16 protein-coding genes and 1 pseudogene are annotated in these 23010 nt (G+C 42.6%); 6 read left to right on the top strand and 11 right to left on the bottom strand.

What is annotated here, in order from left to right:
• Positions 1-52: 52 nt before the first annotated feature.
• A complete protein-coding gene (gatA, locus tag kam1_RS08015) occupies positions 53-1513 on the bottom strand; it encodes an Asp-tRNA(Asn)/Glu-tRNA(Gln) amidotransferase subunit GatA (protein ID WP_039721022.1) in 1461 nt (486 codons plus the stop codon).
• Complete coding sequence (gatC, locus tag kam1_RS08010; protein WP_039721023.1) at positions 1510-1797, bottom strand: Asp-tRNA(Asn)/Glu-tRNA(Gln) amidotransferase subunit GatC; 288 nt, start codon at positions 1795-1797, stop codon at positions 1510-1512. Before gatC ends, gatA begins: the two co-directional genes overlap by 4 nt.
• A 182-nt stretch (positions 1798-1979) precedes the next feature.
• Between gatC and proS the strand changes: the two are divergent.
• Positions 1980-3502, top strand: a pseudogene (gene proS, locus kam1_RS08005) (proline--tRNA ligase).
• 295 nt (positions 3503-3797) lie between these two features.
• On the opposite strand, the gene kam1_RS08000 reads toward proS, so the two are convergent.
• The 3 genes from kam1_RS08000 to kam1_RS07990 form a co-directional block, all read right to left on the bottom strand.
• The gene (locus tag kam1_RS08000; protein WP_039721025.1) at positions 3798-4013 is read right to left on the bottom strand and encodes a YgaP family membrane protein; all 216 of its coding nucleotides are present in this window, start codon (positions 4011-4013) and stop codon (positions 3798-3800) included.
• A gap of 89 nt (positions 4014-4102) precedes the next feature.
• Positions 4103-7354 carry an efflux RND transporter permease subunit gene (locus kam1_RS07995; protein WP_039721026.1) on the bottom strand — a complete coding sequence of 1084 codons (3252 nt, stop codon included), beginning with the start codon at positions 7352-7354 and terminating at the stop codon, positions 4103-4105.
• A 1-nt stretch (position 7355) separates the two neighbouring features.
• Positions 7356-8963 carry a TolC family protein gene (locus kam1_RS07990; protein WP_039721027.1) on the bottom strand — a complete coding sequence of 536 codons (1608 nt, stop codon included), beginning with the start codon at positions 8961-8963 and terminating at the stop codon, positions 7356-7358.
• A gap of 323 nt (positions 8964-9286) precedes the next feature.
• On the opposite strand from kam1_RS07990, the gene kam1_RS07985 reads away from it, so the two are divergent.
• Positions 9287-10357: a class 1 fructose-bisphosphatase gene (locus kam1_RS07985; protein WP_039721091.1), complete on the top strand. Its 1071-nt coding sequence runs from the start codon at positions 9287-9289 to the stop codon at positions 10355-10357.
• A gap of 22 nt (positions 10358-10379) precedes the next feature.
• Positions 10380-11255, top strand: coding sequence for a phosphoribulokinase (locus kam1_RS07980; RefSeq protein WP_009059352.1), 876 nt, complete (start codon positions 10380-10382; stop codon positions 11253-11255).
• Between the two features lie 229 nt (positions 11256-11484).
• Here the strand turns inward: kam1_RS07980 and kam1_RS07975 are convergent, their stop codons facing one another.
• A complete protein-coding gene (locus tag kam1_RS07975; RefSeq protein ID WP_039721028.1) occupies positions 11485-12231 on the bottom strand; it encodes a sulfite exporter TauE/SafE family protein in 747 nt (248 codons plus the stop codon).
• A gap of 413 nt (positions 12232-12644) precedes the next feature.
• On the opposite strand from kam1_RS07975, the gene kam1_RS07970 reads away from it, so the two are divergent.
• Positions 12645-13619, top strand: a complete 975-nt coding sequence (locus tag kam1_RS07970; protein WP_039721029.1) for a CapA family protein — start codon at positions 12645-12647, stop codon at positions 13617-13619.
• Between the two features lie 75 nt (positions 13620-13694).
• On the opposite strand, the gene kam1_RS07965 is transcribed toward kam1_RS07970, so the two are convergent.
• Entirely contained in the window at positions 13695-15578 is a 1884-nt protein-coding gene (locus tag kam1_RS07965; protein WP_052250436.1) for a S9 family peptidase, read from the bottom strand.
• A gap of 395 nt (positions 15579-15973) precedes the next feature.
• Between kam1_RS07965 and kam1_RS07960 the strand changes: the two genes are divergently transcribed.
• Entirely contained in the window at positions 15974-16441 is a 468-nt protein-coding gene (locus kam1_RS07960) for an energy transducer TonB (protein ID WP_052250437.1), read from the top strand.
• Between the two features lie 34 nt (positions 16442-16475).
• Here the strand turns inward: kam1_RS07960 and kam1_RS07955 are convergent, their stop codons facing one another.
• The 4 genes from kam1_RS07955 to kam1_RS07940 are packed head-to-tail and all read right to left on the bottom strand — an operon-like array spanning position 16476 to position 21747.
• Entirely contained in the window at positions 16476-17720 is a 1245-nt protein-coding gene (locus kam1_RS07955) for a Zn-dependent hydrolase (protein WP_039721030.1), read from the bottom strand.
• Positions 17704-19116 carry a dihydropyrimidinase gene (hydA, locus tag kam1_RS07950; protein WP_039721031.1) on the bottom strand — a complete coding sequence of 471 codons (1413 nt, stop codon included), beginning with the start codon at positions 19114-19116 and terminating at the stop codon, positions 17704-17706. The genes kam1_RS07955 and hydA overlap by 17 nt, the downstream gene beginning before the upstream one ends.
• Entirely contained in the window at positions 19100-20440 is a 1341-nt protein-coding gene (preA, locus tag kam1_RS07945) for an NAD-dependent dihydropyrimidine dehydrogenase subunit PreA (protein WP_039721032.1), read from the bottom strand. Before preA ends, hydA begins: the two co-directional genes overlap by 17 nt.
• Before the next feature lie 23 nt (positions 20441-20463).
• Entirely contained in the window at positions 20464-21747 is a 1284-nt protein-coding gene (locus kam1_RS07940; protein WP_143958367.1) for an FAD-dependent oxidoreductase, read from the bottom strand.
• 678 nt (positions 21748-22425) lie between these two features.
• Between kam1_RS07940 and kam1_RS07935 the strand changes: the two genes are divergently transcribed.
• On the top strand, positions 22426-22950 hold the full coding sequence (locus kam1_RS07935) for a DUF488 domain-containing protein (protein ID WP_143958366.1): 525 nt from the start codon (positions 22426-22428) through the stop codon (positions 22948-22950).
• Positions 22951-23010 lie beyond the last annotated feature (60 nt).

Raw genomic sequence — 23010 nt, 5'->3', positions numbered from 1 at the left:
TAATAGTTTTTTCTTCGATTCGTTTGAAAATAAAATGCTTTCTATAGAGTATTCATTCAATTACGTTTTTCCCCAAGGGCGGGATGGGTGGCTTCCATCCAGTAGATTTTTGATACAGATGGCCAATGGCAAGAATAACTTCCTCTTTCCAAGCTGGGCCAATGATTTGCAATCCAATCGGTAGCCCCTCTGTGGATTGACCACAGGGAATGGAAAGTCCACAGATCCCAGCCAGATTCACAGCAATAGTAAATATATCAGCTAGATACATTTGCAAAGGATCGTTAGATTTTTCTCCGATTCGAAAAGCACAAAAAGGAGAGGTAGGCGTTAAAAGGGCTTGGCATTTTTTGAAAACAGACGAAAAGTCCTGCTTGATCTTTTCTTTGACTTTTAGGGCACGCAGATAATACGCATCGTAATAGCCAGAGCTTAGCACGTAGGTTCCAAGCAAAATTCTTCTTTTGACTTCCGAGCCAAACCCCTCATCTCGTGTTTTCCCATAGTAATCAAGAAGGTCTTCATAGTGCTTTGCTCGTCTCCCGTAACGGATGCCATCGAATCTCGCAAGATTAGCGGAGGCTTCAGCAGTAGCCAGAATATAATAAGTAGCTACGGCATACGGTGTGTGTGGCAGGGAAACTTCTTCGATTTTTGCCCCAAGAGATTCAAAATGCGCGATGGCTTTATTGATAGCCTCTCGAACTTCCCCATCTATGCCTTCAATAAAGTATTCTTTAGGGACCCCTAAAACCATATTTTTAAGAGAGAGTGTCTCTAGGAGCTCAGAAAAACGAGGTACCGGCATCTTTTCTGAAGTGTTATCATTCGGATCAAAGCCTGAGATTACTTCTAGTAAAAGAGCTGCGTCTTCGACCGTTTTGGTTAAGGGGCCAATCTGGTCTAAACTAGAAGCAAAGGCAGTTAGCCCATAGCGTGAGACTCGGCCATAGGTGGGTTTTAGTCCCACGCAGCCGCAAAAAGAGGCGGGTTGACGTATCGATCCTCCCGTGTCACTTCCTAGGGCACAAAAAGCTTCGTGCGAAGCTACGGCTGCTGCAGAACCGCCACTGCTACCTCCAGGCACCCTTTGCAAATCCCAAGGATTTTTGGTTAGCCCCGTAGCAGAATTTTCAGTGGAAGAGCCCATGGCAAATTCGTCCATGTTCGTTCTGCCCACTAGGATAGCACCCGCTTTTGTGAGTTTCTCGATGACGGTTGCATTATAAGGCGCAAGGTAGCCTTCCAAAATTTTAGAGGCACACCGGCAGGGTTCAGCTCTTACGTTGATATTATCTTTGATGGCAATAGGAATGCCACCTAATGGGAGATCGACGTGGACGGTTTTTGCTCTTTCAATGGCTCTTTCATGGTTTAGATAATTGTAGGCATTGATCTTAGGTTCCACCTCAGCTATTCTTGAGAATAGCGCTTCGGTGACTTCGGTTGGACTGAGTTCTTTGCGACGAAGCAGCCTGCGGAGTTCTGAGATTGTGTATTCGAATAAGTTCACTCGATTATCTTAGGTACAATAAAAAGGTTATTCGCATGATGCGGAGCATTGCGTAAGACATCCTCTATGGCTAATCCTTCTTGAGGAAGATCCTCTCGAAGATTATTTTTAAAACCTTCTTCTTCTCCTTTCAATACCACATCGTCAATTTTTACCTCTTTGAGCTTTTCAATATAGCTCAGAATGGAAGCAAATTGCTCGCCAAACATTTTCTTTTCTTCCTCATTAAGCGATATTCTTGCTAGGTCAGCAACATACTGAATATCGATCGATGGCTTTTCCATTTTCTATGAAGTAAAGAATAAAGGGCGCAGATGCAAGTAGGAAAAATTTACTATCCTATTCTTGATCCTTCCTTTGCTTTCGCATAAGTTTCCTTCATCTTTTGATTCCATCTTTCCCTTTGCTAAAGGAAGCTGGGGTGGATAATAGAAAGCTATTGAAAAACAAATAACATAGATCAAAGATGAATTTAAGAAAAGAGTTTGCCATTTCTCCTACGCGAAACGAGGATTTTCCTGAGTGGTACCAACAGGTTGTTACGGCAGCTGAGCTTGCAGAAAATTCTGAAGTGCGTGGATGCATGATTATAAAACCATGGGGTTATGCCTTATGGGAGAGAATTCAAAAAGAGTTAGATCAGCGGATCAAAGCGACGGGTCATAAAAATGTGTATTTCCCTCTTTTTATTCCACTGGAATACCTTCAAAGAGAAGCTGAACATGTAGAAGGCTTTGCAAAAGAATGCGCTGTAGTGACCCATCACCGGTTAGAGAAAGGCCCAGATGGCAAACTTCATCCTGCTTCCCCCTGACGGAGCCATTGGTCATTAGGCCGACTTCAGAGACTATTATAGGGGCTGCCTTTTCAAGATGGATTCAATCCTACCGGGATCTTCCCTTACTAATCAACCAATGGGCTAATGTGGTTCGGTGGGAGATGCGGCCGAGGCTTTTTTTAAGAACCACTGAATTTCTTTGGCAAGAAGGACATACGGCGCATGCGACTAAAGAAGAAGCAAAAGAAGAAGCCCTTTTTATTCTGAAGCTCTATGAAGAGTTTATGCGAGCTTTTTTAGCTTTACCTGTGATCACAGGAGAGAAACCAGAAAGTGAAAGATTTCCTGGAGCTGACAATACTTTTACTCTAGAAGCTTTAGTACAAGACAGAAAGGCGGTACAAGTCGGCACTTCCCATTTTCTTGGGCAAAACTTTTCGAAAGCTAACAACATTCGGTTTCTTGATAGTCAGGGGAAAATGGAGTTTGCCTGGACGTCAAGCTGGGGAGTAAGCACTAGGCTCATTGGGACATTGATTATGGCGCATGGAGACGATAATGGGTTGGTGCTCCCACCAACTGTTTCTCCCATTCAAGTGATTATTCTGCCACTGTTTAAAAAAGAAGAGGAAAAGACAAAGGTTTTGGATGTTGTTAACTTCCTTGCAGAGGAAATAAAAAAATTGAGTTTTGCTGCTGAACCCATAAGAGTCGAAATAGACAAAAGAGAGATTGGCGGTGGGGTAAAATCCTGGGAGTGGATTAAGAAAGGAGTGCCCCTACGAATAGAAATAGGTTCCCAGGAAGTCTCCTCTGGGTTAATTACTGTAAAAAGAAGGGATAAAGGGGTAAAAGAAAAGGAGCAGCTCCCAGCCCATGTGTTTCTGGAAAAGCTGCCTCAACTGCTTTCTGAAATTCAAAAGGCAATTTATTCTAGAGCTGAGAATTTTCTTAAGCAAAATACTAGGCTCATAGACACCAAAGAAGAATTTTATGAATTTTTTGCTTCTAAAGATTCCAAGGGAAACGAGCTATCCGGTGGATTTGCTTATGCGCATTGGGATGGATCAAGGGAAACAGAAGAAAAGCTCAAGGAAGATCTTAAAATTACCATTCGATGTATTCCTTGGGATCCCCAGAACACTCCAGGAATCTGTCCGTTTTCAGGGCGTCCAAGCAAGGGACGCGTCCTTTTTGCAAAAGCCTACTAGAAGCTTTTGCTTTTTAAAAAAAGCATCATTACTTATTGATGCAGAAGGATTCAGTAAATCAGGGAAAGTTGAAAATGGCTATAAGAACTCAAGAAAGTAGACCTGAAATAGTTTTGGTAGTTTAGTTATTGATAAGAAAAGGATTCAATAGCCAAGCAACAAATAGGGAAAGCTCCTTTACGAATGAAAAGGAAAAAGACCTGCGCCCTCCATTCCCCTATCTTCTCTACTACGAATTCGAATAAAACTCATGACACTTTCCCTTAGAAAAGGGAAAATGTCATGGCTTTTCTTTTTAAGAATGTGCTTCTTTATGAGAAGTGGTAGCCTTCTTTTCTTCGAGTTTCTTCAAGACCATTTCTGCGGGGCAAAATCCGCTAAAAGCTGATTGAAACAAATTCAAGCCAACAAAAGCAGTAAGCAGAAGCCACCACTTGCTCACTAAAGAAAGCAATAGACTGATAATCACAAGACTTCCAGCTAAGGCTCTAACTTTTCTTTCGACACTCATTGTAGCCTCCTTTCATAAAAACAATAGCTAGGATCTAAAGAAAATGCAACTGGATATTACATGAACTAACAGATTCGATGACGCTTTGGTTAGACTTTAGCTTCGACCGGTCTGGGCAGAGGCTTTTCTTTTTCTCCGCCTTTGTGCTTTTTCATGATGAGGTAATAGAATACCGGGACAGCTGTTCTAGAGAGTAGGGTGGAAGCGATTTCACCAGCCATCAAAGATAAAGCCATTCCTTGGAATATGGGATCAAACAGGATGACCGAGCTACCAACGATCACGGAAGAAGCGGTTAAAAGCATGGGTCTAAAACGCACTGCTCCCGCTTCGATGACTGCTTCTTCTAGCTTATCACCGTGAGCCAGCCGCAGTTCTATAAAGTCAACAAGGATAATGGCGTTTCTCACGACGATTCCAGCCCCCGCAATCATACCAATCATCGAGGTAGCAGTAAAAAACATGCCGGTAAGCCAATGAGCAGGCAGGATGCCAACAAGAGAGAGGGGAATAGGCAGCATAACCGCCCAAGGTGTTTTAAAAGACTGAAACCAACCCACAACCAGAATGAAAATGAGGACTAAAACAATAGCGAAAGCAGTGCCAAGGTCTCTAAATACTTCATAGGTTACCTGCCATTCCCCATCCCATTTTACTCCCCAAGAAAGGGGATTAATAGGTTGATGGGTAAAAAGAATTTCTAAAGGTTTCCCATCCGGTCCCGTAATTTTTTCTAGCTTCTTTTGAAAATCGATGATTGCATAAACCGGGCTGCCTACTTCGTTGGTGACGTCAGCAAGGACATAACAAACAGGCATCAGGTTTTTGTGGTAGATAGAAAGGTTTTGATAGCCCATTACTTTGGTGACTAAATGGTCGATTGGGATCAGGCGCATGAACCTAGAAAGCAGGGAAATGGAAAGGAAAGGATGGTCTGTGGATCGGTCTTCTTTCGGCAATCGGACAATGATATCGACTGGTTCGGGTTCGTCCTGTAAGTGAGCTAATCCGGGACTGGAGCCATGCAGTGCAGTCGTAATGGACTGAGCAATTAATTCTGAAGAAATACCGTTGAGCGAAGATTTCACGATGTCTATATCTAGCTTTTCTAAAGGTCGATCGGCTTCTTCATAAGTGGCAATATCAATAATTCCGGCTGTATCTCTAAAGAGTTGTTCTAGCTTGAGGGCTAAAGCCCTTCGTTCTTTAAAGTCTGGACCATATACTTCTAATACCAGAGTCGACAAAACAGGAGGACCAGGAGGCACTTCAGCAACCTGAGCGTGCGCCTTTTCTTTCCAGGCAATGGCATTAATTTCTTTGCGGATACTTTCTGCTATGTCATGACTTTGCCTTTTTCTTTTGTGTTTATCGACTAGGTTGACCTGGAGATCGCCTTGATAAGGGTTTTCTCGCAGAAAATAATGTCGGACCAGACCGTTAAAATTATACGGGGAATGGGTCCCAGCCTGAATCTCTACATTTTTGACTTCTTTAATTTTCAAGACAACTTTGGCCATTTGTTCGAGGACTTCCCTTGTCTTCTCTACAGGAGTTCCTTCGGGCATGTTGAGAATAATCTGAAATTCGTTTTTATTATCGAAAGGAAGCATTTTAGCCCGAACGACTTTTAAAGGAATAAGAGCGACGGAGCCAAGAAGGAGCGCAAGAAGTAAAAGAAGAAAAAGAAAGCGAATAAAGCCATTGTATATAAGTGGGCTCATGATACTACGGTAGATACGGGTCAACAGATCTTCTCCTTTGTCTTTAGCTTCTTTTATATTTTTGAGCAAAAGGTGCGCTGCCCATGGCGTCACTGAAAGAGAGACCAGCATAGAGAAGATCATTGCGGCACTTGCTCCTATGGGGATTGGTCGCATATAAGGCCCCATTAGTCCACCAACAAAGGCCATAGGTAAAATGGCTGCGATCACTGCCATGGTGGCTAAAATAAGAGGGCTGACTATTTCTTCCATAGCACCGATGACAATATCGAGTAGTTGTTTGCCTCTGTTAGTAGCTAAGTGGATATGACGGACGATATTTTCGATACCGACGATAGGATCATCGACGAGGATTCCGATAGTAAAAATAAGGGCAAAAAGGGTGACCCGATTAATCGTAAAACCGAATAAATGAAAGGTTAATAAGGTTAATGCAAGCGTTGTTGGAATAGCAACGATGACGACCAGTGCGGCTCTAAACCCAAGGGCAAACCAAATGAGGATACTAACTCCGACAATGGCTATGCCCATGTGTTTGAGAAGTTCGTTGGATTTATCGGCTGCAGTTTCTCCGTAATTCCTTGTTATGACGAAATGGACGTCCTCAGGCAGAATTTTACCTTGTAGTTCTTTGATCGTGCTTAGGATTTTATTAGCCAGAAAGGTAGCATTGGATCCCTTTCTTTTTGCTAGCGAAAGGGTGACTGCGGGAACTTCTCCAGAAAGCTTCTCTTTTTCATCCCAAGCAGGACCAGGCACAAGACTGACCTCTTTTTCTTCTTGGTCTGGCCCATCCACAATGTTAGCGACATCTTTTAAATAAACGACTTGTCCCTGGTTAACGCCCACAACGAGATTTTCTAAATCTTCTTTAGTGAGAATAAAGGAATTTGGTTCCACATCGATGAGCTTCGGTTCGGTTTCGATGTGCCCTGAAGGCATTCGAATGTTGGTTTGAAGGACGAGATTGAAAATTTCCTGAGGAGAAAGCAGTCTTTTAGCGATTTTATCAGGATCAAAAAAGATTTGAAATTGTCTTTTCCTTCCTCCAATTATGGTTGTTTCGGAGACATCGGCTAGATGATTGATGCTGTCTCGAAGATTGGCTACGATTTTTCTTAATTCAATAGGAGAACGCTTGAGACTATAGAAGGTTAAAGCAAGGATAGGGACGTCATCTATAGACCTTGTTTTAATTAATGGAGTAGAAGCACCCGGAGGTAGGTAGTCAAGGTTAGAATAAATTTTGGTATAGAGTTTGATTAAACTCTTTTCCATGTCTTCGCCTACCTTGAACCTAACGATGAAGAGGGCACCGTTAGGAGCCGCTGTAGAATAGACGTATTCGACGCCAGAAATTTGCCAAAATATCCTTTCTCCATTGGTAACAATTCTTTTTTCCACTTCCTGAGGGCTGGCTCCAGGCATTGAAACGAAAACGTCGAAAATAGGCACGATGATTTGCGGTTCTTCTTCTCTAGGTAGTTGATAGAGCGCAAAACTTCCTAAAAGGATAGAAGCTAATATTAATAGGGGAGTTATTTTCGAATGGGCAAAAAATTTAATAAATCGGCCCGCCCAATTCCCTGAATGATGAACGATTTCCGTTTCTGCCATTTTAGTCTTCTCCTCCCAATTCGTTCGCTAAGTTTTGGACTTGGTAATCATCCAGTTGGCCAGAAAGAAAAAAGAGCTTGGCTTTTGAGGACTCGTACCGGGCAACGCTTTCAAGATAACTGACTTCTACTTGTAACCCATAGGTGCGGGCTTGGATAAGATCGGCAATTGTTTTCCTTCCCTCCCGATATAAGTCTCTTGTCATAACAATGGCCTGAATGGCATCCTGCATCGAATGATAAAGGATTTCAGAATCCCTATAAGCTGTTTCTAAATCGGTTATGGCTTCAGCCAATTTGGTTTGAATGTTGTCTTTTAACACGCTTTCTTCATGGATCAGCTGCTCTTCTTCGGCTTTGGCTCTTTTTATTTTTGGATCTCTAGAAGGATCGAAGAGGGCCATGGTCCCTAACACCCCCACCGTGTAGCTGCGGCCACCGGTTGTAAAATTGTCACTATCAAGCATGCCCGAAGCAAAGCCGTTAACGTTGGGCATAATAGTATCTTTTTCACGTTTTACTTCCGTACGTTGCACCTGGATTTGATGCCGTAAGGCAGCAAGATCCCCTCTATAGAGGATGGCCTCCTGGACCCAACTACTCAAGGGCTTTGAAATTTTTTTGGGTCGAGGCAGATTTTTAGGAATCGCTATTTCTGCTTCCGCTGGCGTACCTGCCAAGGTGTTCAGGGTAACGAGCGCTACTTTTTTTCTGGCCAAATAGCCATTTTTGGACTGCTCAATGGAGGCTGCAAGGGATCTTCCCATGAAAAAGTCTGCTCCAAGCACTAGTCCCTGTTCCATCAGTTGCAATGCTTCATTGAGGTCTGTTTTAGAGGCTTCGAGCTGCGACATTGCTTTGAATAATTCGGCATCGGCAAACAAAAGACCAATCCAGGCATCGATGGACAGCAGGGAGGCTTCCATCCGGGTGTATCTTTCTTCTTCTTCTCTGGCTTTTATAGCGTCCTTCGCTGCTTTCACTGAATCGATAGTTTGCATGGCATCGAATATCGGAAAAATAGCAAGCAACCCTGCATTTTGGTTAGAAACCGTGCCTGGATGATTCAAATTGTGGATGTTAAAATCTTGAGCAGTGAAATTTCTTTCGGTTAAATGCATCATAAAACCAAGGATTGGATTATCAGAAGTAAGCGAATCAGCCCACCCATAGAGCCGTGGATAATAGCCTGATTCAGCAAGAGCCTTTTGGGCAATCGCTTCGGAGAGTTTGGCATGCTTTTTCTTCAGCTCCGGATAATGGGCAAGGATCTTCTTCCATACGGCAATGAACACCGCTTTGCCACCTTTGCCATGAAACGTATGGGAAGAGTGGATGGGTGAGCTTTTCTTATAGGCCATCTCCATCTGCTCTTCTAGAGGAGCTATGGAGCTATTAGGTGCAGGGGGTTGGATAGCTGACCCTTGACTAGTAGAGGTAGTCGCCTGCGCAATTGGTGAGGCAGATGGGATGAGAGATAAAACGGGGGCAGAGGGAGTGCTTTTTTCGGTCTCTTTAAAATCATGAGCCGATTCTCCTTGGCCAATCCCCCTGTCCGTTAACCAGAAGAAGAAAAGAAAAGCAAAAATAAAAACAAATTTTTTGGCCATGTTCCGGTCCTAGCTCAATGATTTTATTGCATTATCTCTATATAAAGAGCTCTTTGAAGCGAATTTTACAGCTAAAAAATATAGGTTTTATCTTTTTGCCTTTCTGATCTAAGAAAAATTCCTCCTCTTTTGGGTACGATCATAAAACATGCCAATATGTAATAACAAGAGATAATAGGAAGAATTTGTTGCTATTCAATTTTTTCTAGCCAGATCGTTTTAAAGAGAGAAAATTAATAAAAAGGACAGTGCTTTTTTATTGAAAAAAGGGGTATTTCTTTTTAAGCATAATGGCAAATATTTTAAACCGAAGCAAATTGGTTATGAGTTATCACAGAGTCACGTTGAGTAAATTTTTGTTAGAACGGCGGAAAGAAGGCGCTATTGATCCTGAACTAGCTTCGTTGATCAATGATATTGAAAGTGCTTGCAAATATGTGGCTGCGGCTGTCTCTAGAGGCAGGCTCAATACCATGGAAGTCAATGTATCGGTCAATGTCCAGGGTGAAGAGCAGAAACCTTTGGATGTCATTGCCAACGACATTTTTTTAAAGATATGCGAGGAGGGAGATCAGCTACAGGGGATGGTTTCTGAAGAAATGGAACAGCCCTATATTATTCCCCCTGAACATAAAAAAGGAAAATATCTTCTTATTTTCGACCCACTAGATGGTTCGTCTAATTTGGATTTGAATTTAACTGTTGGTTCTATTTTCTCTATTCTAAAGGGGCCAGCTGACAATGAGCCGTTGAAAGAGCATCATTTCCTAAGACCGGGTAGAGAGCAGGTGGCAGCTGGCTTTACCCTTTATGGTCCAACGGTCATGCTGATTTTGACGGTTGGCAACGGAGTCCATGGCTTTACCCTTGATCGAGAGGTAGGCATTTTCACTTTAACGCATCCGAACATGCGTATTGCCGAATCGACAAAGGAATTTGCCATCAATGCTTCGAATGAAAGATTCTGGGAGCCTCCCGTTAAAAGATATGTCGAGGAGTGTATTAAAGGAAAGACTGGTCCAAGAGGAAAGGATTTTAACATGCGTTGGATTGCTTCAATGGTTGCCGAGGTCTATAGAATCCTTATCCGCGGCGGTCTTTTTATGTATCCAAGGGATACGAAAGACCTTTCTAAGCCAGGCAGACTCCGTCTTCTCTATGAGGCCAATCCAATGGGTTTCATTGTCGAACAAGCTGGTGGAATGATCTCTACAGGCAGAGAGTGTATTCTAGACATTGTGCCTCAAAGCCTACATCAAAGGATCCCCGTCATCCTTGGATCAAAAGAAGAGGTCGAGCGGCTCAACCAGTATCACGATGATTATGATAGTGGTAAACCGACCGAATTTGATTCTCCACTTTTTTCTGCCAGATCTCTTTTTCGAAACGATTAACCAGAATGGATAGTAATTAGCTATGTCTTCTAAACACCCTATCATCTCCATTACAGGCTCTTCAGGAGCAGGTACTTCTACCGTAAAAGTGGCTTTTCAGCATATTTTCCGGAGGGAAAAGATTAATGCTTTTATCATTGAAGGCGATGCTTTTCACAGGTATGACCGGCAGGAAATGCGTGCCAAAATGGAAGAAATGGAAAAGAAGGGAAATCCCCATTTCAGCCATTTTGGACCGGAGGCCAATCTCTTTGAAGAGCTAGAAGCTCTTTTTAGAGAGTATGGCCAAACGGGAAGAGGAAAATACCGAAAGTATTTACACAATGAAGAAGAAGCAGCACCATATGGACAAAAACCAGGTACTTTTACTCCATGGGAAGAGATTCCAGAGGGAACGGACTTGCTTTTCTATGAAGGATTGCATGGAGCCCTAGTAACCGATAAAGTCAATATCGTCCAATATACGGATCTTCCCATTGGGATTGTGCCCATTATCAATCTGGAGTGGATACAGAAACTGCATCGGGATAAGAAAGAAAGAGGCTATGCGCATGAAGATGTCGTGCATACGATATTGCGGAGAATGCCCGATTATGTGAACTATATCTGTCCACAGTTTTCTCATACGGCTGTAAATTTTCAAAGAGTACCGATTGTGGATACTTCGAATCCTTTTATTGCTCGTGACATTCCTTCTCCGGATGAAAGCATGCTTGTCATTCGATTTCGAAACCCCAAAGGAATTGATTTCCCTTACCTATTATCCATGCTGAAGGATTCCTTCATGTCGAGACCTAATACGATCGTATGCCCTGGATCGAAAATGCCTTTGGCCATTGAGTTGATATTTACCCCGATGATCTGGCAGCTGATGCATAGGAAAAAGCTTAGTTCATAACTTTATCCAGAAGATCTTGCTGGAGGCCTTTGCTTGCTGCTTTGAAGAAAGCGGCTTCAGACTTAATTGTTAACCTGCCCTTACTTTTGACTAGCAGAGCATTCAGGCAAGCTAAACGGGTATCGTTCGGGAAGAATTAAATAAAGAGGCTACTACAGGTTAGGGGAGCAAAAACGGGCTCTTAGCCCAGAAGGCATGCCACATAGGTCTAGGAACAAGAAGCAAGCGGTCAGCGAAGCGATCTAAAAAAGAGCATAACCCCAATAAATATGAGCCAAATAAGGAGAAAGATGCGTGCTGGTTTTTTAGGGAAAATCATGCAGGCATAAGCCCCGCCGATAGCCCCAAAAATGCCTCCCATAACCATTTTGAAGATGATACTCGAGTCGCTTAGTCCTTGAAATAGATGGATACCACCTCCGATCAAGGAAAGAATAAGTCCAAAAGCGATGTCTGTCCCCACCACATCACTGGGACTTAAGGTCGTCAAGCTTAAGAGCAGTAGGGTGCCAAGGGCACCAGCTCCGGAAGAAAAAGTGCCTACTTCAAAACCGATTAAAAAAGCACATACAGGCAGTAATAGAGTATACTTGTTTGTCGTTGGTCTGTAATCCTTTATCGTATGCCACAAGTTAATGAGCGAAGAGATGACAATAATAACTCCAATGAGCAGAAGCATAACGGATTTAAGATGATCCTGCTGATAAATTTTCCGTAGGATCAAAGATCCAAGCACAACGCCGGGAATGCCACCAAGGGAAAGATAAATTAATGTTTTCTTATCAATATGCCCCTTAAAAAAGTAAATCATGGAGCTTGGGATCTTAATCAACGCAGAAAATCCAAGAGAAATTCCAATCGCTATGGTAGGCTCTATCCCCATAAGGATAAGCAGAGGTACGGTCACTGTTCCCCCTCCGACTCCAGTCAATCCAATTAAAAAAGCAACAAAAAAACCAACAATATAAAATTTCATTCTCTACTATCTCTATAGTGAATGTGATATAATATTCTTTTTCTCTTCTGGCAATTCTTTAATGGCCGTTCTTTTAATAGTTCATTCTACAGCAAAGGTTTTTTAGTTAGATCAAAGGAGGATCATTCCGTTCAAAACAATAAAACGAAAAAACATCAATCAATCTATAAAAATCTGGCTATCGGTTCTGTTCCCGCTCAAGTTTCCTGCAAACGCATCTCTAACAGCCTCATCCTCATTGTATTTTTCTTCCCTATTCTTTCTTTATCAGTTCCATGGAATATGTCACAATATCTTAGCTAGGAGACAAGTGGGGATAAAATAACATAGAATAGAGAAGGAAGAGGGGCTTTCTAGAAGAACTGCATGAGGCCTCATCGTGTGAAACCCTACCGCCTACAGAGCAAAAGGGCATGAGGATAATTTTGGTGGGTGATGTCATGCTTGGAAGGCTCGTTGATGAGCTATTAGAAGTAGTGGATTCTTCTTACCCATGGGGTGATCTCCTTCCTCTTTTCCGATGCGCCGATTGGAAAGGCTGCAATCTAGAATGTGTTTTTACTGATCAAACGGAGTTTTATGAGCTGCCGCCAAAAGTGTTTCGGTTTAAATCAGCAGTGAAAAACATTGAAGTGCTTAAAGATGCCGGCATTCGGGTAGTCTCTCTTGCTAATAACCATGTGCTTGACTTTGGCAAAAAAGCCCTGTGCGAAATGCTGGATCATCTTGATGCCGCTGGCATTCTGCATAGTGGGGCAGGAGTCAACCTAGAAGAAAGTCGACTTCCAGCGATCGACCAGATTCAACGATTAAGAATAGGTTTTCTTGCTTTTACTGATAACGAACCTTCCTGGGAAGCTTCAGAAGAAGCGGGAATTCACTATGTTCCTGTACAACTCGATGATCCAAGAGCTCAGACGCTTTTCGAGCTTGTCAAAGAAACAAAAACAAAAGTAGATTTCCTCATCGTTTCAGCGCATTGGGGTTCTAATTGGGGATTTGAAGTGCCTACTGAGCATGTCGATTTTGCGCATAAATTAATAGAACAAGGCGCTGATGTTGTCTTTGGCCATTCCCCTCATGTTTTTCGTGCCATAGAGATTTTTCATCATTCCTTAATCCTCTATTCCTGTGGCGATTTTATTGATGATTACATGGTAGATCCTTATTTTAGGAACGATTGGAGCTTCGTTTTTCTTTTAATATTAGAAGGAAAAAAACTAGTTTCTCTTCGGCTTTTCCCTGTGGTGATAGCCAATTTCAGAGTCCAAAGAGCCAGGGGGAGAGAGGCAGAAGAAATTATCGAAAGAATGATAGCTTTATGCAGGCCTTTTGGAACTAAAATCCACTGGGAAAAGGAAATGTCCTATTGTTGCCTCCAACTCTAAAAGAAGATAAGGCAAAGTAGGGATGCTTTTAGGGGTTGATGCTCCCCCTTCTATGCCATTAGAAAAAAATGGGTGTCATTTCCCTAGATACTTATTGAGAAAAGCTTCCACAGCTTCAAAGAACTGCAGTCTATTCACTGGATTGAGAAAATCATGGCCTTGATCGTGAAAAAGAAGATATTCTACCGTTTGTCCTTTCTTTCTTAAAGCCTCAACGATTTGGTCGCTTTCCATTTTTTTAACACGAACATCGTTTTCTCCTTGGCCTATAAGTAATGGGGCTTTGATGCGGTCAGCGGCAAATAATGGCGAACTACTTTTAAAATATTCACTGTCGGTTTGTGGGTCTCCTAATCTTTTTTTGATTAAGATCTTTAATGGTTCCCAGTAAGGCGGAAAGGAGTTGAAGAGCGTAAAAAGATTAGAAGGGCCCATAGCTTCAATGCCACAAGCAAATTCATCAGGATAAAAAGCAAGGGCTGCCAGCGTAGCATACCCCCCATAGCTAAATCCCATAATGGCAACTTTATGAGGATTGGCGTAGTGCTGCTCAATCACCCATTTTTTTGCGTCAAGAATATCATCAAGCATTTTTTTGCCCCATTGCTTGTTCCCTGCATTATAAAAATCCTTACCATAGCCGGTAGACCCTCTAAAATTAAATTGAAGGACTCCATAGCCCCTATTGGCTAGGAATTGGACCACAGGGCTAAATTCCCAATAATCTCGCGTCCATGGCCCCCCATGCACATATAAAACAAAAGGGAGGTTTTTTGCGTTTTCTCTAGGCAAAGTCAGATATCCTTCGATGAGTAGATTGTCTCTAGCTCTGAAGGCAATAGGTTTTACTGGAGCAAGCTGGTAAGATAAAAGTCGAGAATTGGTGTGGAACAAAAACTCCGCTTTCGTTTGTTTAGGGTAAAAGAGATAATAGGTTCCAGGATCTATGTCAGAAGTAAATCGTATAGTCCACACAGTGTCCTCATAGTTTCTGCTGATAATCTCAATGGTGCCAGGATGAATCGTTTTGAGGTAGGCAAAATAATGTTCCATTTGTGGATCAAAGAATTGCCACTGGGTTTTATCCTTTATAATCGCAACGGCTTCTAGAGAATAAGTTTTGGGATTCGATACAATTCCTGCTACATCATACCGTGGATCTTCACAAAGTACTTTTCTTTGGGCTGAGGCGATGTCCATCGATATGAGCCTTGTGGTATTTGCCTCTTTACTGGATAGCAGCCAAAGAGATTTGTTATCAGGACTAAAATCCACAATTTTGACGTTATCTTCTTCAAGCTGCCACTGGAGAAGTGGTTTCCAAGGAGAAGAGACAGTTTCCCTGACATTAATTACTCCTATCCCATTCGGCATTAGGGCTTGTGCAGCACGGATCTCAAAGTTATGATCGGCTACCCAATCAATGATATTTCCAGGGTTTTCTTCGATCAATTCCAGTTTTTTTGTAGCAAAGATTAGTTTATAGACATCAAAGTATTTAGGGTTTCGTGTATTGATAGCCAAAAGCATAAACTTTTTGTTAGACGGCTCCACGGCAATGACTTGGACCTTAGCATTCTCAAAAGGGGTTAAATCCGTTGGATTTTTCCCATCAAGGCCTACTTGAAAGAGATGGAAATTCTCATTTCCTTTTTGGTCTTCTAGATAGAAAATAGAATTACTATCAGGATGCCAAAAAAAGTGTCTGATGCCCCTTTTTTCTAAGTGAGTAATAGTCCATTCGTTCTTTGTCCCTAAGAGCCTGACGCGAACGTTCCGAACCCCATTCTCTGGAAAAAGGTAAGCAAGTTTTTCTCCATCAGGAGAAATTTTGGGTGCCGCGGCTTCCGGTTCACTGAAGAGAACCGGTAAAGGAATCAAGGATGAATCCGTCCCCAAAAGAAGAGAGGGGGCGAGGAAAAAAGGGAAAATGAGGAATAAGGCTCTTAGAAGTTTCATAACTGTTCAAAAGCTTTATAGTCTATTCAATTTTCAGAAAAGCTAAAGGAATGTCTTTTTTCAAGACACAGTATAAGAAGCAGGAAGTAGGGGATCATGATCGATAAGACTGCTAAGCTTTCTCTGTAAAGTTGTTCCTTTTTTGATTGCTTTCGTTGGAAAAGTAATTTATTGAGCTTCTTTGTAATTCTAAAAAATTATTTTTCTTTTAAAGAATTGGAAGTGACTTCTATCCGAAAGTTTCTTTTTTTTTCTTTTTTTCATTGCTACTCTTCTTTTCTTCTGTGGCCAAACCCCAAAATCTAACTAACTCAGAAAATTCAAATGCAGGCCAAAATTCCGATAGCTATCAATTCACAAGACACCGAAAAAGAGAGCATCGAAAAGTTTATATTATGGTGGAGATTGCTCCGGATGGAGTTGTCAAATCCGCAACTATATATAAGTCTTCCGGCTATCCCGAGCTGGATGAAACAGCCCTACTGTCTGCTCGAAAATGGAGATTCTCAAAAGAAACGAGTCATTCAAACCGGATCCGCCGGAAAATCATTTGCGTTAGATTCAATCCTCCACCGAGGTCAGGATCCCAAAATGTAACTTCTCACCTTCAAAAGGAAGCAGTCGTGTGCTATATTCTTGCTGAAGTTTCGGCTACTGGGCATGTCAAATCCACGACTCTCTATAAGTCCTCAGGTGATGCCGAGCTTGATCGAATGGCTCTCAACGCCGTTAAAAGATGGAAATTACATCCAGCAAAAAAGGGGAATCGTCCTGTCGAATCAAAAGTTATTATTCCTGTTCAGTTCCACTTAAAGCATTATCAGAAAAAGACGGCGGCTAACTCTACTGATATTTCTAGCTAGGCATGATGGGTTGAGGAGGCTTCCGTCTTAACTGCTATGCTTTCTCTGGTAGTTTACTAAGCAGCCAATGGATCGTTTTTTTCACCCATTTTTCAAAAGCGATAACGGCCATTTCTAAATGTTCTATAGCTGAGTCTTCTTTAGGACTATGGGATATTCCCTCTTTACTCTGCACGAACATCATCGCAGTCGGTATCCCTGCTTTAGCAATTTCAGAAGCATCATGAAGAGGGCCTGATCCTAGCAGGTGTACTTTAGAACAAACTTCGAGAATCGATGCTTTGCAAAGCTCCACAAGTTGAGGATGAAACCTAACGGGGTCAATTCTTAGCAGTGGCTCTGCCTCAAGCTCCAGATTTTCTTCATTAGCAATCTTTTGGGCTTCTTTGAGCGTCTCTTCCCACATTTTCTCTAAGTTCGTTTTATCTAGGTTGCGTTCCTCTATGGTCAGCCGACAAACGCCTGGAATGGCTGTTGGAATCCCTGGTTCGAGTTCACAACAGCCAGCCGTTGCTACCCCTTCATATCGATTCGCAACGGAGCGTAAAAAATGGACCAGACGAGCCGCTCCTACGAATGCATCTTTTCTAAGCCACATTGGGGTAGAGCCACTATGATTTGTTTGACCCCTAAAAATGAACCTATGCCGTTCTACTCCAGCGGTCCCAAGAACTACTCCAAGGGGTACAGACAACTTTTCTAAGATGGGCCCCTGTTCGATATGGACTTCTAGATACGCTACGGCTTTGTTTTTAAGCTTAGCCGCTTCACTCACTTTGTCGGCTGATAACCCGTTAGCCTCTAAGACCTCAACAAGCGAAAGACCAGAGGCATCTTTTAATGAAAAGATCTCTTCTGTTTTTAAACTGCCTGAGACAGCACTGGAACCAAACAGGCTTCTGCCAAATCGACTTCCTTCTTCATCTGCCCAATCTACTAAACAAAGCGTAATCGGTGGCTTGACCGAAGTATAGGTTCTTAGGACTTCTAATCCGGCCAGCACGTCAAACGCTCCATCGAGCCATCCGCCAGAGGGAACGGAATCCAAATGCCCACCAATCCAAAGTTCTTCTGGTCTTTGGCCCTGAATTTTTACCCAGAGATTTCCGGCGGTGTCCATTTCAGTGTGAAATGGAAACTCTTGGACTTTGTCGAGAAACCATTTTCTAGCCTTTTGCCAACCGGGACTAAAAGCCACCCTTTGAGCCCCCAAGCCATTATCGCTCAGTGCTTTTAATTCCAATAGTTCCGTAATGGTTCTTTTAGGATTTAGTGCCATGGTTTAAAGAATGCTTATAGGAAGATCGGAAAAGATAGTTGCCGTTTCCTTGTTCGACGAAAAATTGGCCGTTTGCATAAATAATTTTGCCTCTGAGCATGACCATGTCTGGTCCACCTTCAATTGCAAAGCCTTCGTAGAGATTATAATCTAGCTGAATGTGATGGGAATCCACTGACAGGACTTGCCTTTTGTTCGGATCCCATAAGACAACATCCGCATCATATCCTTCAGCTAGCCTGCCTTTTTGTCCCTCTAAACCAAAAAGGAAGGCAGGGGTCTCAGCCGTAAGGCTAACAAACCTTTCCATTGGGAGGTTTCTTTGTTTGCAGCCATAATGAAATAATAAGGCCATTCTTTCTTCTATTCCCGGAACGCCATTGGGAATTTTTGAAAAATCGGATAAGCCTCGTGTCTTCTGGGATAAGAAATGAAACGAACAGTGATCGGTTGATACCACATCGATTAGGCCCAATCGAAGCCCTTCCCATAAAGCCTGTTGATCCTCTTCTTTTCTCAATGGGGGTGAGCATACCCATTTAGCTCCTTCGAAATCCTCTAAGTTGGGTGTATGACCCTTTCTTTCTAAATCTCTTTCAGTAAAGAGGAGGTATTGAGGGCAAGTTTCAGCCCATAGATCGGTCCCTTCTGCTTTTGCCCTTCGGATTTCTTCGAGTCCCTTTTCTGAGCTTACATGCACGATGTATAAGGGCGCTTTAAGCATAGAAGCAACGGAGGCGGCAAAGTGGATGGATTGAGATTCTAATTCTGGAGGCCTGGTACGAGCATGAAATATAGGAGAGATAAAGTGGTTAGCAAGGGCCTTTTTAACAAGATAATCGATGATGTTGCCATTTTCTGCATGCACCATGGTCAAAAGACCATGCTCCTTAGCTTTTTCAACCGTTTTAAAGAATAGTTCTTCATCGATTTGCACGGTATCTTTGTAGGCGAGGAAACATTTGATGCTGCTTACTCCTTTCTCAAGAAGCATTGGTAATTCCTCTAGATGACTTTCTTCCCGAATCACCAAATGAAACCCATAATCAATGAGGGACTTCGATCGGACTTTCTGTTGCCAATGCGCTAGCGTGGCAAGAAGGCTTTGGCCAGGATCTGGAAAGCAGAAATTAATGTGGGAGGTTGTTCCTCCTGCAATTGCTCCAAGATGGCCAGAAAGGAAATCATCGGCCGTTTGGCTTCCCCCAAAAACTGTTTCAAGATGGGTGTGAATGTCTATTCCCCCAGGAATCAGATATTTTCCGCTTGCATCAATGGTTTTTCGTCCAGAAAGATTTTTCCCTAATGCTGCGATTTTTCCTGCTTCTATCCCTATGTCCACTTCAGCTTTCCCATCCGCATTCACCAAAATGCCGTTCTTAATCACTACATCCATAAAGAACTTCTCCGGTCACCTTCTTTCCTATTGCATCTGATAATTTCTTTTGGATGTCTGGGCGCACTGCTAGGTTTTTTGCTTCTATTGTTATCATTTCGATACAAGAATCGACTGGACAAACATGCTGGCAGAGCGAACAGCCCACACAGTCCTCTATTCTAACCTTTGGGAACATCCACTCATGCTTGCCGGAAGGGGGAAACGCAGCGTAAAGTTCTTTGCCATCGGTTAGATCAATGCAGCGGTGGGCGGCATCCCGACAAACTATATAGCAAAGAAAACAACGAATGCATTTTTGTGGATCGATTTGAGCGATCAGTTTGAATGTTGGCTCCAGTTGACGAAAGGGAACTATGTGAGAAAGGGATTTTCCCCTAAAATCAGCAATGGAACTAAAACCTTTTGCTTGCATCCAATGTTTGAGCCCAGAAAGCAGATCATCAATGATCCTAAATCCATTCAGCATCACGGCTGAACAAAGTTGAACAGAAATAGCCCCAAGCAATAGAAATTCAACGCTGTCTCTCCAGTTGGATATACCGCCCATAGCAGAAATTGGAACTTTTTTCTCTTGGACTATTTGCATAGAGGCTACCTTCGCAGTGAGGCCCAGAGCAATAGGTTTGATGGCTTCTCCGGAATACCCACTATAACTGCTTTTCCCTCCAATACTTGGCAGGACTTCAAAGGTGTCAAGGTCCACGCCTGTGATGGACGGTATTGTATTGATGAGGCTTAAGGCGGAAGCCCCACCCTCCATGGCGGCTTGGGCTGTCTGCGTAATGTCTGTAACATTGGGAGTAAGCTTAACAATCAGAGGCAGGCGCGTGACTCTTTTTACCCAAGAGGTCACTTCCCTACAAAGGGTTGGATCTTGTCCTATTTTACTGCCTGTGCCTCTTTCTGGCATTCCATGAGGACAGCCGAAATTTAGTTCGATCCCATCGGCTCCGCTCGCTTCGACTTTTTTCACTAGTTCTTCCCATTTCCCTCGATCGTATTCCTCCATTATCGATACGATCAGGGCTCGATCTGGCCATCTTTTTTTAACTTCTTGGATTTCTTTAAGATTTAGCTCAAGGGGACGGTCAGAAATAAGTTCAAGATTGTTCAAACCTAAAATTCGGTCCCATTTTTTATAGGAACTATAGCGATTCGATACGTTTTCTACGGCTGTGCCGATGGTTTTCCAGACGGCTCCTCCAAAACCCGCTTCAAACGCAGCGTTTACTTGAGCTGCTGAGTTGGTTGGAGGACCAGATGCAAGCCAAAACGGATTTATGGAACGGATGCCAGCAAATTCTATAGACAATTCAATCATAACTAACCCAATCGATCGGTTCTTTAGGAAAAAGAGGCAGCAATAGAGAAAGCGGCTTTTTTCCCATCTTCAACAGCATGGACGGTCGAAAACATTCCTTTTTTCCGTATGCAGTCCCCTCCAGCATATACCCTAGGAAGGGTAGTTTCATATTTTTCATTGACTTTGATAAAACCATTGTCAAGTTCAATGGCCATTGTCGTGATCCATAAGGGCTTTTGTTGACCGGTTGCACGAATGACCAATTGAGCGGGTAAAAAAAATTCTATTCCGTTTTGTTCCTTTTTTTCTGCTGAATCCAGACTGCTGTGGGGATCGACACGCTGGCATTTTAGTCCAACCAATTTGTTTTCTTTTACAACTGCCTCTTTTACCATGGTTAAAAATTGGATGGGAACGGCTTCTTTGAGCACTTTTTCTATTTCTTTGGGATAAGCTCGAGACTGTTCAAGCCTTTTTCTATAAAGAATGCTGACCTGTTCCTTGGCTATCTTCTTTGCTACGAGAGCACAATCAATAGCCGTATTCCCAAGGCCAATGATCACAATATTGTTGGCATCAGGCAAAGACCAAGGCTCTAATTTTGCTTTAGAGAGAAATTCTAGGCTGTCCAGAAAGTATACTTCTCCAGGGATCTGGAGTTGTGGACTCTGACCTAGGCCAATGGCCAAAAACACGGCATCATAAGCAGTTCTGAGCTCTTCTAAGGAAAAGTCTTTCCCAAGCTCCTTTTCTGTGTGTATTGTGATGCCAAGTTTTTTTACTGCTTCGACCTCTTTGAGCGACACTTCAATTGGCTCGCGAAAAGATGGGATAACGTAGGTGGAAAGTCCTCCTGGGAGTCGATTTTTTTCAAATATGACTGCTTCTATCCCCAACTGAGCTAATGTAGCGGCACAGCTAAGCCCTGCAGGTCCAGATCCTACGATGGCAACCTTTTTCTTTTTCTGGATGTGCCATTGTGAAGGAGGCTGCTGCTTAGCCCAGAAATGATCAATGGCAAAACGCTGAAGCCTGCCAATAGCTACAGAGGGCTTGTTTAATTTGGTGATGACACAAGCTCCTTCGCATAGCTCTTCTACTGGACAGACTCTGCCACAGGTGCCACCAAGAACATTGGCTTTTAAAATAACTTCGGCAGCCCCCCTAATATCTCCCGTTTCAATGCGCTTGATAAACTTAGGAATTTCAATACTCGTTGGACAAGCTGTTACGCAAGGAGGATTCCAGCAATAAAGACAGCGGCTTGCTTCTCCTATAGCTTCGCTTAGGGATAGAGGAGGGAGGGATTCTTTTAAAAATTCCATTTTTTTTTCTAGCTATCTTCGTTTTTCTCAAAGAAGAATCTTCTTCAATGAAGCAAATCCTATGCCTTTTCTATCGACTCATTTGAGGACACAGCCCTTTCTGTTATTTTTTTTGGATTAGATAATAGTATCCTTCAATTAGAATAAAGGTAAAAAGGGTTGCGGTCGATTTTTTCAAGAACTTTAAAAGACTGTTTCTTCAAACACCAGAAATTCATAGCCTTACTGTAGGCTGGCTATCGGAGCAGAGCAAATGCTTTGAGGGATTCTCCCTTGCAAGCTCCTTTCCGTTCATTCTACAGAATCTTATGCATTTTGGTTGGTCTTCCTCTGAAAGAGTCCTTGGAGAGGTCTGACTATCCCTTTTAAAGCTTAAAACTTTTATCATCAGCTCGGTTTAAAGGAGGCGCTTATCATGATGGGAAGAAATCGATCAATACCTTTTATCACTACTCCTATATCTAGACTTGCTAAAAAAGCTATTGGCTTTTCCTAGGGAGAGAATATGTGCCATTTCCCAAGTCAGCCCCTGGCAACTAAAAACACCTTGTGTTTGTTGTCTTTAGATTGCTACTAAGGAGTATTTCAAGCAATGGAAAGCTGCAAGCCAAAAAACTACTCGTCCATCAAATAATACTTTCCTTCTATCAAGGAATATTTTGGTTATTTTTATGAAGGATGATTATCAAAAGTATTGGGCATGGAACAAAATCCTTGGAGGAGTTGATTTCCATGCTCAAAGAGGCGAATGTAGAGGCTTTGATTGACGTCCGATCAATTCCTCGGTCTCGGCATAATCCTCAATTTAATAAAGAAACGATTACGGAGGCACTTGCTAAAGAAGGCATCCTATATGTTCATCTCCCGGAGGCTGGCGGACTGAGGCATCCGAAAAAAGATTCTCCTAACAAAGGATGGCAAAATGAGAGTTTCAGAGGGTTTGCTGATTACATGGCAACTGAAAATTTTTCAACTGCTCTTGATCAAATCATTGAACTAGGAAAAGAAAAGAACGCAGCTCTTATGTGCGCAGAAACTCTCCCATGGCGCTGTCACCGTTCTCTCATTGCAGATGCTCTCATGCTTCGTGGAGTAGAAGTTTTTCATATCTTGTCAAAAGGAAAGGAAAAAAAACATGTGCTGACTCCATGGTGTCAGATAAAAAATGGAATAGTGACCTATCCTGCTCAAGAAGAAACGTAAGCTTCCCAATAGGCGATAAACATTGGTCCGTCTAGATATTTTAGAAAAATGATCCGATTA

Source organism: Methylacidiphilum kamchatkense Kam1, from assembly GCF_007475525.1.
GTDB lineage: Bacteria > Verrucomicrobiota > Verrucomicrobiia > Methylacidiphilales > Methylacidiphilaceae > Methylacidiphilum > Methylacidiphilum kamchatkense.
The sequence above is the reverse complement of the archived record's forward strand: the minus strand, read 5'-3'. Positions and strand labels throughout refer to the sequence as shown.

What these genes read in the sequence shown, in the direction of transcription:
- gatC (WP_039721023.1), bottom strand. Translation starts at nt 1,797, where the DNA reads ATGGAAAAGCCATCGATCGATATTCAGTATGTTGCTGACCTAGCAAGA.
- kam1_RS08000 (WP_039721025.1), bottom strand. Translation starts at nt 4,013, where the DNA reads ATGAGTGTCGAAAGAAAAGTTAGAGCCTTAGCTGGAAGTCTTGTGATT.
- kam1_RS07995 (WP_039721026.1), bottom strand. Translation starts at nt 7,354, where the DNA reads ATGGCAGAAACGGAAATCGTTCATCATTCAGGGAATTGGGCGGGCCGA.
- kam1_RS07990 (WP_039721027.1), bottom strand. Translation starts at nt 8,963, where the DNA reads ATGGCCAAAAAATTTGTTTTTATTTTTGCTTTTCTTTTCTTCTTCTGG.
- kam1_RS07985 (WP_039721091.1), top strand. Translation starts at nt 9,287, where the DNA reads ATGAGTTATCACAGAGTCACGTTGAGTAAATTTTTGTTAGAACGGCGG.
- kam1_RS07980 (WP_009059352.1), top strand. Translation starts at nt 10,380, where the DNA reads ATGTCTTCTAAACACCCTATCATCTCCATTACAGGCTCTTCAGGAGCA.
- kam1_RS07975 (WP_039721028.1), bottom strand. Translation starts at nt 12,231, where the DNA reads ATGAAATTTTATATTGTTGGTTTTTTTGTTGCTTTTTTAATTGGATTG.
- kam1_RS07970 (WP_039721029.1), top strand. Translation starts at nt 12,645, where the DNA reads ATGAGGATAATTTTGGTGGGTGATGTCATGCTTGGAAGGCTCGTTGAT.
- kam1_RS07965 (WP_052250436.1), bottom strand. Translation starts at nt 15,578, where the DNA reads ATGAAACTTCTAAGAGCCTTATTCCTCATTTTCCCTTTTTTCCTCGCC.
- kam1_RS07960 (WP_052250437.1), top strand. Translation starts at nt 15,974, where the DNA reads ATGGTGGAGATTGCTCCGGATGGAGTTGTCAAATCCGCAACTATATAT.
- kam1_RS07955 (WP_039721030.1), bottom strand. Translation starts at nt 17,720, where the DNA reads ATGGCACTAAATCCTAAAAGAACCATTACGGAACTATTGGAATTAAAA.
- hydA (WP_039721031.1), bottom strand. Translation starts at nt 19,116, where the DNA reads ATGGATGTAGTGATTAAGAACGGCATTTTGGTGAATGCGGATGGGAAA.
- preA (WP_039721032.1), bottom strand. Translation starts at nt 20,440, where the DNA reads ATGATTGAATTGTCTATAGAATTTGCTGGCATCCGTTCCATAAATCCG.
- kam1_RS07940 (WP_143958367.1), bottom strand. Translation starts at nt 21,747, where the DNA reads ATGGAATTTTTAAAAGAATCCCTCCCTCCTCTATCCCTAAGCGAAGCT.
- kam1_RS07935 (WP_143958366.1), top strand. Translation starts at nt 22,426, where the DNA reads ATGATTATCAAAAGTATTGGGCATGGAACAAAATCCTTGGAGGAGTTG.